Source organism: Pseudarthrobacter sp. PS3-L1, from assembly GCF_030063285.1.
Taxonomy (GTDB): Bacteria; Actinomycetota; Actinomycetes; order Actinomycetales; family Micrococcaceae; genus Arthrobacter.
This window is the reverse complement of record NZ_JASISU010000001.1, coordinates 119,856-133,731: the sequence shown is the minus strand read 5'-3', so window position 1 is coordinate 133,731 and position 13,876 is coordinate 119,856. Positions and strand designations below refer to the sequence as shown.

Annotated in this window: 15 protein-coding genes and 1 riboswitch; of the genes, 6 read left to right on the top strand and 9 right to left on the bottom strand. The window is 61.0% G+C overall.

The genetic code is table 11. The features are described 5' to 3' along the window. The first annotated feature begins 92 nt into the window (after positions 1–92). The 3 genes from QMG79_RS00650 (at position 93) to QMG79_RS00640 (ending at position 1,192) form a co-directional block, all read left to right on the top strand. On the top strand, positions 93–395 hold the full coding sequence (locus QMG79_RS00650; protein WP_283536642.1) for a DUF4193 domain-containing protein: 303 nt from the start codon (positions 93–95) through the stop codon (positions 393–395). Positions 396–533: 138 nt separating this feature from the next. Then, positions 534–785 (top strand): DUF1737 domain-containing protein, encoded by a 252-nt coding sequence (locus QMG79_RS00645; protein WP_283536641.1) that lies wholly within the window; start codon positions 534–536, stop codon positions 783–785. Further along, positions 782–1,192: a rhodanese-like domain-containing protein gene (locus tag QMG79_RS00640; RefSeq protein ID WP_283536640.1), complete on the top strand. Its 411-nt coding sequence runs from the start codon at positions 782–784 to the stop codon at positions 1,190–1,192. Before QMG79_RS00645 ends, QMG79_RS00640 begins: the two co-directional genes overlap by 4 nt. Before the next feature lie 139 nt (positions 1,193–1,331). On the opposite strand, the gene QMG79_RS00630 is transcribed toward QMG79_RS00640, so the two are convergent. Together QMG79_RS00630 and QMG79_RS00625 are read right to left on the bottom strand one after the other, a co-directional pair. Next, positions 1,332–2,633: an alpha/beta hydrolase gene (locus QMG79_RS00630; RefSeq protein WP_283536639.1), complete on the bottom strand. Its 1,302-nt coding sequence runs from the start codon at positions 2,631–2,633 to the stop codon at positions 1,332–1,334. A gap of 58 nt (positions 2,634–2,691) precedes the next feature. Next, positions 2,692–4,215, bottom strand: a complete 1,524-nt coding sequence (locus QMG79_RS00625) for a UDP-N-acetylglucosamine 1-carboxyvinyltransferase (protein ID WP_283536638.1) — start codon at positions 4,213–4,215, stop codon at positions 2,692–2,694. Positions 4,216–4,501: 286 nt separating this feature from the next. Between QMG79_RS00625 and mscL the strand changes: the two genes are divergently transcribed. Together mscL and QMG79_RS00615 are read left to right on the top strand one after the other, a co-directional pair. Continuing rightward, positions 4,502–4,960, top strand: a complete 459-nt coding sequence (gene mscL, locus QMG79_RS00620) for a large conductance mechanosensitive channel protein MscL (protein WP_283536637.1) — start codon at positions 4,502–4,504, stop codon at positions 4,958–4,960. A 53-nt stretch (positions 4,961–5,013) separates the two neighbouring features. Beyond that, positions 5,014–5,568, top strand: coding sequence for a glycosyl-4,4'-diaponeurosporenoate acyltransferase CrtO family protein (locus QMG79_RS00615; RefSeq protein WP_283536636.1), 555 nt, complete (start codon positions 5,014–5,016; stop codon positions 5,566–5,568). A gap of 28 nt (positions 5,569–5,596) precedes the next feature. On the opposite strand, the gene QMG79_RS00610 is transcribed toward QMG79_RS00615, so the two are convergent. The 4 genes from QMG79_RS00610 to QMG79_RS00595 form a co-directional block, all read right to left on the bottom strand. Further along, a complete protein-coding gene (locus QMG79_RS00610) occupies positions 5,597–6,388 on the bottom strand; it encodes a DeoR/GlpR family DNA-binding transcription regulator (protein WP_283536635.1) in 792 nt (263 codons plus the stop codon). Positions 6,389–6,489: 101 nt separating this feature from the next. Then, on the bottom strand, positions 6,490–7,425 hold the full coding sequence (locus tag QMG79_RS00605; RefSeq protein WP_283536634.1) for a carbohydrate ABC transporter permease: 936 nt from the start codon (positions 7,423–7,425) through the stop codon (positions 6,490–6,492). Further along, complete coding sequence (locus QMG79_RS00600) at positions 7,422–8,375, bottom strand: carbohydrate ABC transporter permease (protein WP_283536633.1); 954 nt, start codon at positions 8,373–8,375, stop codon at positions 7,422–7,424. The genes QMG79_RS00605 and QMG79_RS00600 overlap by 4 nt, the downstream gene beginning before the upstream one ends. 30 nt (positions 8,376–8,405) lie before the next feature. Beyond that, positions 8,406–9,725, bottom strand: a complete 1,320-nt coding sequence (locus QMG79_RS00595) for an ABC transporter substrate-binding protein (protein WP_283536632.1) — start codon at positions 9,723–9,725, stop codon at positions 8,406–8,408. A gap of 295 nt (positions 9,726–10,020) precedes the next feature. Here QMG79_RS00595 and QMG79_RS00590 point away from each other — a divergent pair, with 295 nt between their 5' ends. Further along, positions 10,021–10,638, top strand: coding sequence for a GNAT family N-acetyltransferase (locus QMG79_RS00590; RefSeq protein WP_283536631.1), 618 nt, complete (start codon positions 10,021–10,023; stop codon positions 10,636–10,638). Between the two features lie 9 nt (positions 10,639–10,647). Here QMG79_RS00590 and QMG79_RS00585 read toward each other — a convergent pair whose 3' ends face one another. Genes QMG79_RS00585 through QMG79_RS00575 form a run of 3 tightly spaced genes read right to left on the bottom strand, consistent with a single transcriptional unit; the run spans position 10,648 to position 13,660 of the window. Then, a complete protein-coding gene (locus QMG79_RS00585; protein ID WP_283536630.1) occupies positions 10,648–11,424 on the bottom strand; it encodes an energy-coupling factor transporter transmembrane component T family protein in 777 nt (258 codons plus the stop codon). Positions 11,425–11,435: 11 nt separating this feature from the next. Next, positions 11,436–13,010 (bottom strand): ABC transporter ATP-binding protein, encoded by a 1,575-nt coding sequence (locus QMG79_RS00580; RefSeq protein WP_283536629.1) that lies wholly within the window; start codon positions 13,008–13,010, stop codon positions 11,436–11,438. Beyond that, positions 13,010–13,660, bottom strand: coding sequence for an ECF transporter S component (locus QMG79_RS00575; protein ID WP_283536628.1), 651 nt, complete (start codon positions 13,658–13,660; stop codon positions 13,010–13,012). Before QMG79_RS00575 ends, QMG79_RS00580 begins: the two co-directional genes overlap by 1 nt. Before the next feature lie 71 nt (positions 13,661–13,731). Beyond that, a riboswitch (TPP riboswitch) is annotated at positions 13,732–13,869 on the bottom strand. Positions 13,870–13,876 lie beyond the last annotated feature (7 nt).

The window sequence follows — 13,876 nt, the reverse complement described above, 5'->3', positions numbered from 1 at the left end:
TCCTACCGGGTTGGCACCGCGGGAATACCCGGTGAATGCAGTAGGTTGTAGTCCCGTCAGGGAAAAACGCAAGAAAAAAATGAAGGACCTAAGTGGCAACCGATTACGACGAAGTACGTTCCGACGTCAAGGAATCGCAGGATCGATCCCTTGAGGCGCTCCAGTCAGCGAACGCCCCCGACGCCCGCAGTGTTGTTCGCGAACTGGACGAGTCCGACGCGATCGATGACGCATCAGTTCCCGGCGGCGAATTCATCGCCGAGGAACTCACCGTTCAGGTGATTCCCCAGGCACACGACGAGTTCACGTGCTATTCCTGCTTCCTGGTCCGTCACCGGTCACAGCTGGCAAAGGAAAAGAACGGCCACGCATACTGTGTGGAGTGCGAAGGATAGGCTAGGCGCTTTCTAGCTGATCAGCAGCAGACCGGCAGAAGGGGACAGTCAGCTGTCCCCTTGCTGCGTTTGCAGTCCGTTCGCGCCCTCGGCAAATCGAAGTCAACGATATGCAAGCGTGAACAAGGGAGAACAGCCGTGTCAGAGAAACCAGTACGAAGCCTTTCCTACCGCCTAATCACAGGCCCTGATGACAGCTCGTTCTGCGAGCGCATCTCGGCGTATCTGGATGAAGGCTATGTCCTGCACGGCAGCCCGGCTGCCACGTTCGACGGTGGGCAGATCATTGTGGCCCAGGCCATCATGCTCCCCCATGCCATAGCAGCGGCCGATGCCGCTGTAGCTGCCGCAGTGGATGCCCTGGAATCCGGCACCGGCGCGATCCGATGAGATACGCAGGTGACCTCTCTCCCGAGGAGGCGTGGCAGAAGCTCACCGCGGGTGCGGTTCTGGTGGACGTCCGCACGGAGGGCGAATGGGCCCATATTGGCATTCCGGAGACAAAATCCACCGACAATGACCCGCTATTCATCCCTTGGACTTTTGCGGGCGGAACGCCCAATCCGGAATTCTTGGCGGAACTCCAACGCCAGTCCCCCGCGGACGACGGCGTTGAACTAGTTTTTCTCTGCCGCTCCGGTGTGCGATCCGTCGCTGCGGCGGAGGCGGCCACTGCCGCCGGATACCGGGCCTACAACGTCCTCGAGGGTTTCGAGGGTGAGCCTGACCGCTACGGCGAACGCAGCGTCAACGGCTGGAAGAACCGCGGCCTGCCCACCAACCTCGCGAAAGATTGAGTGGGCTTCAACCACGCACCCTGCCACCGCCACCCACCGGGCGATGGGGCCGGAGGGGCGGGCAGCAATCAACCTCAGTGACGGCGTCGTGCGTCCCTCCGTTCGCCTGGCGGATGTCGAGGACCTGGTCGCCGCGACCTCAGGGCTTTGAAAGCCCCAGCCGTGGGTAGAGGATCTCAAAGGCCTTCGGGAGTCCACCCCGCAGCGCTGTCACCACGTGGTCAGCTCCTGGAACAACATAGGTGGTGGTGTCGAACCCGGCGGCCTGGGCCTCGGCCGACGCCCTCTGGGCCGCGTTCACATAATCAGGGTCGTTCTCCCCTGCCGTGAAAACGGCCACGTGGCCGGCATATGCCCCCGGATTGCGGGCCAGGATTGCCGCTGGCTTCGCAGCCTCGAACGCCGCCTGGTCACCGTTGAACGCCTGCTGGACCGCCGTCGCTGGATCTTCCGAGCCGCCGAACTCCTCACCGGAGATACTGGCTACGTTGCCCCAGATTTTCGGGTACTCTGCCGCCCATTTGAAGGCGCAGCCACCGCCGTTGGAGTAGCCGGCAATGGTCCAGTACTGCGGATCCGTCAGGATGTTCAGATGCGCCTTCGCATAATCGACAATGTCCTTGTTGACATAGGTGGATACCCCACCAAAGGTGGTGGAGTCGGTACAGATGGGATTGCTGTTGGGGTCACCAAGCTGATCTGCGACGATCACGATCGGCGCCAGGCCCTGGTGTTGTGATGCCATGGCATCAAGGGCTTCTGTGATGAACTGGGGATCTGGGTTACCCGGCTGTCCCATCATCATCACCACAAGTGGCAGGGCTGGAGCATTGGCCACCTGCGCGGCGGGCGGCAGGTAGATGGAAGCATCCCGTGGCACAAATCCCGCACTGGACGGGATGCCGGTTGGCCCTGTCAGCAGCCCCACTTTTCCAGCAGTGGGCATGTCCGACGGCGGGGTCCACTTTGCATACACGGGACCCGTCTGCGGTCCGGACTGATGGGGCCCAGTAAGGGAATCAAGCGCCTCTGTACTGGACACCCCCAGGACAGCACCCAGCGTACGGTCGATGCCGAAGGCGCCGTTGATGCCCAGTGCGGTGGACAGGAGCGCCAGGACAATCAGGATAAACGCGAGGACCCGCCGCCATGCCGAAGCCTTCCAGAAGCCCACGAGCCCGAGCCCCACCAGGGCCAGGCCTGCAGCCAGCCACGGTGCTGATGGTGGTGGGAGAGGCGCGTCGAGCGCACCACTGCGGGTCACCAACACGACGGCGGCGGCTCCCACCAGGGCGCCCAACGTCAGTGCGACCACGGCCCGGACAGCCCACCCCCGGCGGCGTCGTAGGAGCACCGCCAGCGCCACCAGGGCAGTAAGCGCCCAGATCATGGCGGGAACAGGTCCATCAACGACATTGACCTCCAGCAACCACTGAGGCATACGGAAACCTTCCACGATCATCAGCACATAGTTGTCGCTGTTTTGGTTCGGCAGGAACCTAGTCCTGGAAATACTCTATTTTCGCGCCAATACTGTTCAGCCGCTCGGCGAGATCCTCATATCCTCGCTCAATCACGTAGATATTGCGCAGTTCGGAGACGCCACGCGCTGCCAGCATCGCCAAAAGCAGGCAGGCAGCCGGACGCAGAGCTGGTGGGCAGCCGACCTCCGCCGCGCGCCACTTGGCTGGACCGTTGACGTAGATGCGGTGCGGATCAAGCAGCTGCACGCGGGCGCCGAGCTTATTGAGTTCGGTCAGGTAGATGGCGCGGTTCTCATAGACCCAGTCATGGATCATGGTCTGGCCATGGGCGTTGCCAGCGATAACGGCAAAAAAGGGCAGGTTATCGATGTTCAGCCCGGGGAAAGGCATCGGATGGATCTTGTCTTCGGGCGCCCTCAACTGGGATGGCTTGGTCGTGACGTCAACCAGGCGGGTCCGGCCGTTGCGCGCCATGTACTCCCCTGAAACCTCCAGCTGCTGGCCCATCTGCTCCAGGGTGGCCAGCTCGATCTCCATGAATTCAATGGGGACCCGGCGGACTGTCACCTCGGAATTGGTGACGATTCCAGCTGTAATCAGGCTCATGGCCTCAATGGGATCTTCGGACGGGAAATACTCGATGTCAGCATCGATCACTGCCTTGCCGGTGATCCTCAGCGTTGTCGTGCCAACTCCATCTATCTGCACACCGAGCATCTGCAGGTAGAAGCACAGATCCTGCACCATGTAGTTGGGGCTTGCATTGCGGATAACGGTGGTCCCCTGGCGGTGGGCGGCTGCCATGATGGCATTCTCGGTGACGGTGTCGCCACGCTCGCTCAGGACAAACGAGCGATCCTGGGAATCTGGACCAGGCGCCTGGACCGTATAGAACCCAGCCGTTGCTTCCACGGAAAGGCTGAACTGGCGCAGGGCCTGCATGTGCGGCTCCACGGTCCGCGTCCCAAGATCGCAGCCGCCGGCATAGGGCAGGAGATAGGCGTCGGTTTCGTCAAGGAGCGGGCCAAGGAGCATGATCACGCTGCGGGTGCGACGAGCGGCGTCGACGTCCATGGAGCCCAGGTCAAGGACGGCAGGCCGGCGCAACTGGAGGTCCGTGGCATTCAGCCAGGTGCATTCGACGCCGATGCTGGTGAGGACCTCGACAATCCGGTTGACTTCCTCGATCCGGGCCAGTCTGCGCAACACAGTGGTTCCGCGGTTGATGAGGCTGGCGCAGAGCAATGCCACTCCCGCGTTTTTGCTGCTGTTGACATCAACAGCACCGGAAAGTGTCCGCCCACCTTCCACCCGAAGATGCGTCATCTGGGATTTTCCAGCCTTGACAAGGCTGCGTTCAAAGATGGTTTCCAGCCGCTGGATCATTTTCAGGCTCAGGTTCTGCTTTCCCTGTTCCATTCTGGCCACGGCACTCTGACTGGTACCGAGTTCATCGGCAAGGCGTCCCTGCGTCCAACCCTTTTCGATCCTGGCCCCCCGGAGGGTCGCAGCAATGTGATCGGCAGTCTGTTGTGTCATGGAACGAAAATATCACAAATGAGCTAATGATCCAGAAAATAAGTCACCTAAGGCATTATTTTGCCCAAAATACCCGTTTGGTGCGATATTTCACGTCCCGGACGTACAAGCGTCCCAGATACGCCTGTCAATACTCTGTGAGTCCGTTGCCCACCACACATGGCCGTGCTGTTGCTACGACAGGGGTTTCGCCTAGGATTTCTTCATGACGGCACTTCGGGGAACTGCTCCATCTTGGGCACAACGCCATTCCGCGCTGAATATTCACTCATAGTAAGGACAGCCCATGCTCAAGGGATTCAAGGACTTCATCTTCAGGGGCAACGTGATCGAACTCGCGATTGCCGTGGTCATCGGTACCGCTTTCACAGCGCTCGTGGGCGCCTTTACCAATAACATCGTCAATCCGGTGCTCGCGGCAGCTGGCGGCGCCGACGCCGGACAGGGACTGGGTTTCCCGATCTGGGAGAACAACCCCGCTACGTTCGTCAACTTTGGCAACGTCATCACAGCTCTCATTACGTTCCTCATCACCGCAGCAGTCGTCTACTTCATCTTCGTGGCGCCCATGAACAAGGTGAGCGAGATCATGAAGCGACGCCTGGCTACCGAGGAGCCCGAGGAAGAGCCGATTCCGGTGGATACTGCCCTCCTGGTGGAGATCCGCGATCTCCTCAGGGAAGCCACTGCACTGGCGCCCAGAAGCGCGGGCACGCATGCGGGACTGCCGGAGCAGAAACTGTAGAACTCCACAACGAAGTGCAGCAGGACAGCAGTCTGGGGAGGGGAGCGCAGCGCATGAATGCCCCAGCCAAACCTGAAAACGGCTCCCGGCCGGGATCGCTGGGAATTCCCATCAGCACTCTCGCGCTGGGGCTCTTCATGGCTGCTGCCTGGAGCAGTATCGGAGCCAGCCATCCTGCGTTCGCCATGGTGGCCAACATTGGCCTCCTCTTGTGGGGCCTGTTTGTTGGCAAGCCCCTGGCGGCCGTTGCGCCAGCCCGCTTCACTGTCTCCGCACACGAGGACCGGACGTACCGCACACTGGGCGTCACAGCCTTTAATGCCCTGCTTCGAGCCATCTCGTGGAACAGGGCCGTTGCACAGATGCGCGGCTTTGATGGGACGCGGTCCAGCCTTGCGGCGCTGGACGCCGGAACCCGCGAATCGGAAACCGCTCACGGCTTTGCCACGGTCTTGGCCCTGGTTCTTGCGCTGGCCGCACTGGCAACGGGACACGCCTGGGGTGCCCTATGGATTGCCCTGCTGATGATCCCCCTGCACCTCTACCCCTGGATGCTCCAGCGCCATGTCCGGTACCGCCTGCAGCTCCTGTCCCCAGGGCTCGCCTGAGCTCCGGTTCCTCCTAAAGCCTCCGCCGTCACGCACTGACAGGGCTGCCCGGCTGCCCGGCAATCCGGAGCCTGCCGACGCGCTCGCCGAGCAGCCTCCGGGCATCCGCGCCCAGCAGCATGTCACTGATGACCTCATCAGCCTCTTCAAGCTTGGCGATGGTACTGATGCCCACGGTCCCCCATTTGGTGTGGTCCGCCAGCACAACCACGCGCCGGGCCGCGGCCACCAACGCGCGGTCTGTTTCTGCTTCCAGGACATTGGGCGTTGTGAGCCCCGCATCCGGATCAACCCCATGGACTCCGAGGAACAGGACGTCCAGGTGCAGCTTCCGCAGTGCCGCTGTTGCCAGGGGCCCGACTAGAGCGTCCGACGGCGTCCGCTCACCACCGGTGAGAATGACAGTTGAGCGGGCTGCTCCACGGTGAAAGACGTCAGCAACCCGCAGGGAATTGGTTACCACTGTGATGGGAGGACCATTGGCCAGGACCTGCGCGAGCGCCCAGGTGGTGGTTCCGGCGCTTAGTCCCACGGCCATTCCCTCCCGGACCTGTGACGCAGCTTCAAGGGCAATGGACATCTTCAGGTCGGGAAGCTCCGTCACTTTCTGGTCAAAGCCGGGCTCATAGGTACTGGCTTTCCCCGGAAGCTTTGCGCCACCGTGGATCTTCTCCACAGCACCCGCTGCGTCGAGGGCATCGATATCGCGTCGGATTGTCATCAACGACACTCCAAGCATGTGCGCCAGGTCAGCAACCCGGACAATGCGTTCACGTTGCACTTCAGCGGTGATGGCTGAGTGCCTCGCTGCAGCCAGCATGACTCCCCTTTCCTGTTTTCCAGACACCACCGGCCAGGTACGGGGCGCTCATGGGTAGGCGCCCCGGGCCCGGCCGGTCTGCTGAAGTGGTTGTGAAGCTGTTATCCCTTGCTCGAACCCAGGGTCAGACCAGCCACGAAGTGACGCTGCAGGAGCAGGTAAATGATCAGGGCGGGAATCGCGGTGATCATTGCCCCGGCAGCAATGAGGTTGTAGTTGGAAAGAAATTGCCCCTGGAGGTTGTTCACTGCTGTGGTGAGTGGAAGCCTGTCTCCACTCTGGATAAAGAGCAGTGGCCAGAAGAAGTCGTTGTAGATGAAAATCACCTGCAGCGTCCCCATGGCAGCCAGCGCAGGACGGCACAGGGGCATGATGATCTCCCAATACTGGCGCCAGATCCCCGCTCCATCCACCAGGGCGGCCTCGGTCAGTTCAGGGGACAGGGCTTTCATGTAGTTGGAAAGGACAAACGTCACGAATCCAATCTGGAATGCCGTGTCCACTGCAATGACGCTGATGTAGGTGTTGAGGAGGTTGCCCGAGTCGCTGACGCTGTAGGGAAGCTGGAATTGCTTGAACATCTGGAACAGCGGAGCGGCAAGGACCTGTGGTGGAAGCAGGTTTCCTGCAGTGAACATAATCAGCAGGGTGACATTGAACTTCCACGACACCCGGCTTACTGCGAAAGCCATCATGGAGGAGAAAAAGAGGATCAGCAGGACTGAGGGAACCGTGATGAGCACGGAATTCCAGGCGTACTGTGCAAACCCGCCCTGTGTCCATGCCTGGACAAAGTTATCCAGGTTGAACGATCCGCCAAAGCTGAAGTAGCCGTACTTGTCGGTATCCGCCTTCGGCCGGAGGGAGGTGAAGATCGTCCAACCCAAGGGAATAAGCCACATGATCGCCATGATGATCAGGAAGATATGTATGCCGAAGTGCTTCTTGCCTGGACCACGGGCAGGACCGGAAAGATTCTGGCCCTTCACCTTGGGCAATGCGGGAAGTGTCTGCGTGGCCTGTTGGTCGGCGCTCATGACTCTTTCTCCTTTCCGAAGGCCCGCGACAGGTAGAACGTGATGGGGACCAGCGAGATCACCAGCAGGATCACCGCCAGGGCAGAGCCGACGCCGATCACCTGACCTTCACCGACGAGGTTCTGGATGACCAGGGCACTGATGAGTTCCAACCCGTTGGTGCCCCTATTGATGACGTAGACAATGTCGAACGCCCGGAGTGACTCGATCACGGTAATGACAATGATGATGATGTTGACCGGGCGCATGGCAGGAAAGACAACGCGGAAGAAGGTCTGCACAGCATTGGCGCCATCTATCGAGGCAGCCTCGCGGAGCGTGGGATCCACTCCCTTGAGCCCGGCCAAGTAGAGGATCATGACGTAACCCGCATGCCGCCAGGTGGCTGCAACGAGGGCCGCCCAGATGTTGATGTTGGAGTCGCCAAACCAGTCGGTGGCCTGCGGTGTTCCAGCAGTCCCGAGAAGGAAGTTCAGCAGGCCGTTGTCCCGGTTGTAGAACAGCTGCCAAATAACACCGATCAAGGCGAGGGAGAGCATAACGGGAGTGAAAAAGATGCTCTGGTAAATCTTGGTTCCGCGAATGTTCTGGTCCAGCAGGATTGCCAGGAGCAGGCCGAGGGGCGTTGCAATGAGTGCCAGAAACACCAGCCACAGAACATTGTGCTGTACCGCGGGCCAGAACGGTGGATAGTCGTTGGCGATGAACCGGTAGTTATCGAGCCCTGCCGGCTTGATGTCGGACAGGCTCAGCCCGTTCCAGCGGGTGAAGGACAGCGCCATTGAGAGGAGTGTGGGAATCCAAACCAGCACCAGCTGGATAAGGGTGGGCACGCCCACCATGAAACCTAGAACCCACTTGTCGCGACCCGACAACCGCCGAACCCGCCCCCGGGGGGCACGCTGCGCTGAACGTGCTCCCCGGGTTTTTGTGCCACTTGCTGCATTCATGAAGAGTTCCTTGCTCGAAACCGCAAGCTGCTACTGGGCTGCGTAGAGAGATTTAGCCTGGGCTTCGAGGTTCTTGACGTCCACGTTGCCGTCCTTGATGAAGGACTGAAGCGCAGGGATCATCACGTTGTTGGCCATGGCGGGGAGGGCATCGCGGTCAAAGAACTGGCTGATGCTCTTTGCGTTGCTGATGGCATCGGCCATTTTTTTGTTCAGCGGCGTGAAGGCCGAGGTGTCGGCACCCTTGGCTGTTGCAATGTTTGCCGAATCGACTGCAGCGTAGGCATCCTGGCCTTCGGGAGTGCCCAGGAATGCCAGGAAGTCCCTGGCTCCGGAGTTTTCTCCACCCTTTTTGGAGAGCAGCAACCCGTCGATGGGTGCCTCAATGGCGTCCTGGCCTTCCATGGCCATCTCCGGGAACGGGAAGAAATCGATGTCGTCCGAGACGGCCTTGTCCGTGTACTGCTGGGTCAGGAACGATCCCAGCAGGTACATACCGGATTTCTTGTCGCCGAGGTTCTTGGCAGAGTCCTGCCACGTCATACCCAGCGCATTGGGGTTCTGGAATGGCAACAGCTCCCGCCAGCTATCGAATACCGACGTGACCTTTGGCTGGTCCCAGCTTTCCTTGTGGGCCGTAAGGTCCATGTGGAACTGGTAGCCGTTCAGGCGCATGTTCAGGTAGTCGAACGTGCCCATGGCTGGCCAGCCATCCTTGTCGGCGAATTCGATGGGGATCAGTCCATCGGACTGCATTTTCTTGGACAGCGTGGTGAGTTCGTCGAAGGTCACCGGAACTTCGTAGCCCTTCTCCGCCCACAGGCTCTTGCGGTAGAAGAAGCCCCACGGGTAGTTGTAGTTGGGCACCAGGTACATTTTTCCGTCGCTGCCCATAGACGCCTTTTTCAGCGCGTCAGAGTAATTTCCGCCGATCTTTTCCCAGACGTCATCGATGGGAGCCAGGAGACCCTTGTCCGCGTAGTACTGCATGCGGTAGCCGGCGAACCAGGTAAAGGAATCATCGGGGCTGCCCTGGAGGTAGGTATTGATCTTGTTCTGGAAATCATTGTGGGGCACCACATTTGTTGTAACGGCAATGCCTGACTTCTTCTCGAAAGCGTCAGTCACTGCTTTGTAGGCGTTCTTGGGAACCTCGTCCGAGGAACCTGACCCGAATGAGACGGTGGTGGATCCACCCCCGGAAGAGGGCGCAGCCCCGCCTGTGCAGGCGGAAAGCAGCGGCGCGCCAGCCAGGGCAACTGCGCCAGCGCCAAAGGTTTTCAGCAGTGTCCGACGGTTCCATCCGCCGTCGACAGGGCCTCCGCGCAGGGCGTCGTCATGCTTGCTCATGTTTCTCCTTTGAAATCATCATTTGCGCGTGATCTGCGCCACAAGATTGATCATAACCGCACAAATTAGATCGTCAAGGAAAAAAACAGAACATTTTTAGGTAAGCGCTTTCCATTTTGGGATGCGCCTCCCCTGTCAGTCCTGTGGCTGGTCCAGCTGAGCTCGGATCTGCGGTTTTTGGCCTGCTGCTGGGCCGGAGCCAGCAGGTGGCATGCTTGGTGTGGTCACGAACCGGACATTGACACAGATGAGACTGACGCCGCCGAGACCACACCGACACGATCCAGGAGTAGCGATGACCGAAACGTCCTTTGACCAGCATTCCCGACTGCAGCGAGATGCGTTGATGGCGGAGCATCTTGGCTCGTGGGGCGAACTCAGGCTGGTGCGGGTAGAACCCGAGGCCGATGCGGAGCTCCTTCACTCGTGGGTCACGGAGGATCGTGCCAGGTTCTGGGGCATGCTGGACACCACAGTGGCGGACGTGGAAGAAACGTACCGACACCTGGACCTGAACCCGACCCAGGGCGCCTTCCTTTTCCTCCTCAACGGCGAACCACTGGCGCTCATGGAGACCTATTCACCACTGCATGACCCTGTTGGCCTGGTGTATCCCGCCCAGGCTGAGGATATTGGCATGCACCTGCTACTGGCACCAGCAACCCGACCCATTCCGCACTTCACGCCAGTCCTTGGTGTGGCTCTGCTCGCGTTCCTTTTTTCCGATCCGCTGATCACCCGGGTGGTTGCGGAACCCGACGCTCGTAACCAAAAGGCCATCCGGCGGCTGCAGGCTACCGGATTCGAACTTGGTCCCGTCGTCCAGCTTCCGGACAAGGAAGCACAACTCACGTTCCTGACCCGCGAACGCTACGCCAGGCTTCGCGAAATAGCTGCTGCCCGCCGTCGCTAGCCCGTCGTCCTAGAGCACAAAATTCCAGGTACCCGCAGCCACTGCTGCAGTGACTGCTGCAGACGCCAGGGCCAATCCTCCCAAGAGGACCCAGATGTCAATGGGTGAGTAGGTCGATTCTCGCGCCCAGGTCCTCGGTCCGGCACCAAATCCGCGAGCCTCCATGGTGGTGGCGAGCCTGGTGGCCCTGCGAATGGACTGAACCAGCAGTCCAAAGCTTTGCCCCAGGGTGGCTTTTATTTTTTGCAGCGGGCTGCCCTGGGAACCGACGCCGCGGGCCCGCCGGGCCATCCCAATGGTCTGCCATTCCTCTGCCATCAGCCCTACCAGGCGAAGGGCTGCCAGGGTACCCAGGACAAAGCGGTGCGGAAGTTTGGCCTTCTGCGCCAGGGCATCCGCCAGATCTGTCGGGTCAGTGCAGCTCATCAACAAGATGGCGGGCAGGGCAATGGCGAGGCCGCGGAGAAAAAACCCGAGGCCAAGGGCAAGGGATCCCTCACTGATGGACCAGATCCCAACATCCAGAAGTACGCGGCCACTGTCCGCAGCGATGATTGCCGTACTCCAGCCCCCCACGGCGGCCGCAAAAATCAATGGCCAGGCGCGCCGCCACAACAGGCCCAGCGTCAGTCCTGCAAGCGGAAAAATTGCAAGTTCAACAACCAACGCGACTGCTGCCGAGACAGGGTCGATGGATAGCGCAAGGACAACAGAGAGGATCACGACGGCGGCCAATTTAGCAAGCGGATTGGCCCGTGACAGCACGGCCGGGTTGTCTGGCAGCATCAGATCCTGCCTCACGGACGATCACCGCTCACGGAACCTCCAGCGGGTACCTCGGCGGACTCGAGGCGCAGCTCCGAGCCGCCAAGGACGGCATTAAACTCGGCATCGTGTGTTACCGAAACGACAGCAGTTCCGTCGTCCAACAGTTCGGACAAGAACGACGCCAATTCGGCCCACGTTGTGGCGTCCTGGCCAAAGGTTGGTTCGTCCAGGACCAGGACCCTCGGGTGGGCGGCCAGCACCGTGGCAACGGAAAGCCTGCGCTTCTCGCCGCCGGAAAGCGTGTAGGGGTTTGCGTCGCTCACATGGCCCAGGCGGAGCCGTTCCAACAGTTCGTCAACACGCTCTTCCCCCCTACCCAATTGCCGGGGACCGAACAACATCTCATCACGGACGCGGCCGGTGACAAACTGGTGCTCCGGTTCCTGGAATACCGTGCCAATCCGCTGAATCAGGGTGCGGGCCTTCCACTGGAAGGGCGTTCTTCCAGCCCCTGCAGCAAGATCCTCCGAGGCCGTAATCCGGCCCGCTACGGGTTCCAGAAGTCCCGCCAGCGTCAGCGCAAATGTGGATTTTCCAGCACCGTTGGGGCCTGTGATTGTCAGTGCCTGCCCGGCCTGCACCAGGACGGATACATCGTGCTGTAGGGGGACTGGTGGTATTTTGCGGAACCCACTGCGCCGTGGCCTCTCTCGGCTTACGGCCACTGAATCCGCAGTCACCAGCGTCTGCGTGGTGCGCGATCCATGCTGCCTGGGGCGCGTTGCGGGAACATGGCCGGGCACCCAGATCCCCGCCTCCACCAGCAAGCCCCGGGCCTCAGCCAGGACTACCTCTGGCGGACCGTCGAGCAGGACCCCCGGGGTGCCCGCGCCTCCGCCCGCGCCAGCAGCCCCTGGCTGCAGGACCACGATCCTGTCCACCAGGTCCTTCCAGACGGCCACCCGGTGTTCCACAACAACCAGGGTGGCGCCGGTCCGGTCCAGGCAGCGGCCGACGGCGTCACGGACCTCCAACACGCCAGCGGGATCAAGGTTAGCGGTGGGCTCATCAAGGAGAATCAGCCCAGGCCGCATGGCCAGGATCCCGGCGAGCGCAAGGCGCTGCTTCTGGCCGCCGGAGAGTTTCGACGTCGGATGGTCCAGTGCCAGCCCGCGTCCACCAGGGTTGCGAAGCCCCACATCCTCCAGAGCCTCCGAAACCCGCTCCCAGATCTGTTCGCGGGGTACCGCCAGGTTCTCGGCGCCAAAAGCGACGTCGTCGCCCACCCGCGAGAGCACCACCTGCGACTCCGGGTCCTGCTGGACGAGTCCAGCCCGGCCGCGCTGTCCACGGGGCGGCAGACCATCCACCAGAAGCGATCCTTGCTCGTCGGCGTCGTCCTCTTCATCCCCCAGCACACCGGCAAGGGCATGCAGGAGTGTTGACTTGCCAGACCCTGAGGGGCCCAAGAGGAGCACCCGCTCACCGGGACCAATGTCCAGGTCCAATCCAGTGATGGCGGGTGTGGAGCGGCCGGCATGACGCCAGCCCCACCCGCGGGCTACAACAGCCGCCGGGCGGACCCCCCTGCTCCTGACCTCCATCAGCGGACCATGGCCTCCGTGGCGGCCTTCCGGGAGGCGAAGGAACTCAGCACTCCGGTTCCCGCCAGGCCCCGGGTAGCAATCCAGGACAGTCCGCCGGCAATGACCGCGCCGGAGATGGCGCAGAAGATGATGTAGACGAGCTTGTCGCCAGCGGGATAGGCGATATTCCACCCCCAGGGCAGGAATGAATCGTTCAGGCCACAGAAGACTCCTGCCCCCACTCCGGCCAACAGTGCAGCCACGAGGTTGTATTTCTGGTGCAGGAACCCGCGCACGCTGGGCCGCCCGTACACGAACAGAAGGAACACCAGCTCAGCACCGAGGCCCTGCAGAAATCCCGAAAACAGCACAGTAGCGCCATATTGCGAACCAAACATGAGTTCTCCGGTTGCAGCTACCGTCTCGCAGAAAACTGCTGCCCCAGGTTTGCGGATAATCAGCATTCCCAGGATGGCCGGGATCATCCAGCCACCTGAGATCAGGCCAGTCAGTGGCGGGTACAGGGCATTCATGGGGGCTGAGATCACGCCCGCCATCTGGGACCACACCCAGAAAATGATTCCGCCGGTGACGGCAATAAGTGCCGCCACCACAATATCCACGACCCGCCAGCTGGAGCTGGTCTTCTTCACTGTTGTGGTGCTCATGGTGTCCTCCTGAGGTACAGGAGGGGAAAGTGAACCCGCAGCAGGGGTGCCGGATGGCGCCTGCTGCGATCACTCTGAGAAACTCGACTCCCTTACGCCGGTACTAACCGGATCAGGTTCGAGGGTCTGCGGCTCTCCGCACTCTCAGCGCCCACCTTCACCCCCGCATCTCTGCGAGGTCCGACGGCGGCGCTCCCCTGTCGCTAGTAATTCACC

Excerpts from the sequence above, each read along its gene's own strand:
- QMG79_RS00640 (WP_283536640.1), top strand. The coding sequence starts at position 782 with ATGAGATACGCAGGTGACCTCTCTCCCGAGGAGGCGTGGCAGAAGCTC.
- QMG79_RS00600 (WP_283536633.1), bottom strand. The coding sequence starts at position 8,375 with ATGAATGCAGCAAGTGGCACAAAAACCCGGGGAGCACGTTCAGCGCAG.
- mscL (WP_283536637.1), top strand. The coding sequence starts at position 4,502 with ATGCTCAAGGGATTCAAGGACTTCATCTTCAGGGGCAACGTGATCGAA.
- QMG79_RS00590 (WP_283536631.1), top strand. The coding sequence starts at position 10,021 with ATGACCGAAACGTCCTTTGACCAGCATTCCCGACTGCAGCGAGATGCG.
- QMG79_RS00615 (WP_283536636.1), top strand. The coding sequence starts at position 5,014 with ATGAATGCCCCAGCCAAACCTGAAAACGGCTCCCGGCCGGGATCGCTG.
- QMG79_RS00625 (WP_283536638.1), bottom strand. The coding sequence starts at position 4,215 with ATGACACAACAGACTGCCGATCACATTGCTGCGACCCTCCGGGGGGCC.
- QMG79_RS00580 (WP_283536629.1), bottom strand. The coding sequence starts at position 13,010 with ATGGAGGTCAGGAGCAGGGGGGTCCGCCCGGCGGCTGTTGTAGCCCGC.
- QMG79_RS00610 (WP_283536635.1), bottom strand. The coding sequence starts at position 6,388 with ATGCTGGCTGCAGCGAGGCACTCAGCCATCACCGCTGAAGTGCAACGT.
- QMG79_RS00575 (WP_283536628.1), bottom strand. The coding sequence starts at position 13,660 with ATGAGCACCACAACAGTGAAGAAGACCAGCTCCAGCTGGCGGGTCGTG.
- QMG79_RS00585 (WP_283536630.1), bottom strand. The coding sequence starts at position 11,424 with ATGCTGCCAGACAACCCGGCCGTGCTGTCACGGGCCAATCCGCTTGCT.
- QMG79_RS00605 (WP_283536634.1), bottom strand. The coding sequence starts at position 7,425 with ATGAGCGCCGACCAACAGGCCACGCAGACACTTCCCGCATTGCCCAAG.
- QMG79_RS00595 (WP_283536632.1), bottom strand. The coding sequence starts at position 9,725 with ATGAGCAAGCATGACGACGCCCTGCGCGGAGGCCCTGTCGACGGCGGA.
- QMG79_RS00630 (WP_283536639.1), bottom strand. The coding sequence starts at position 2,633 with ATGCCTCAGTGGTTGCTGGAGGTCAATGTCGTTGATGGACCTGTTCCC.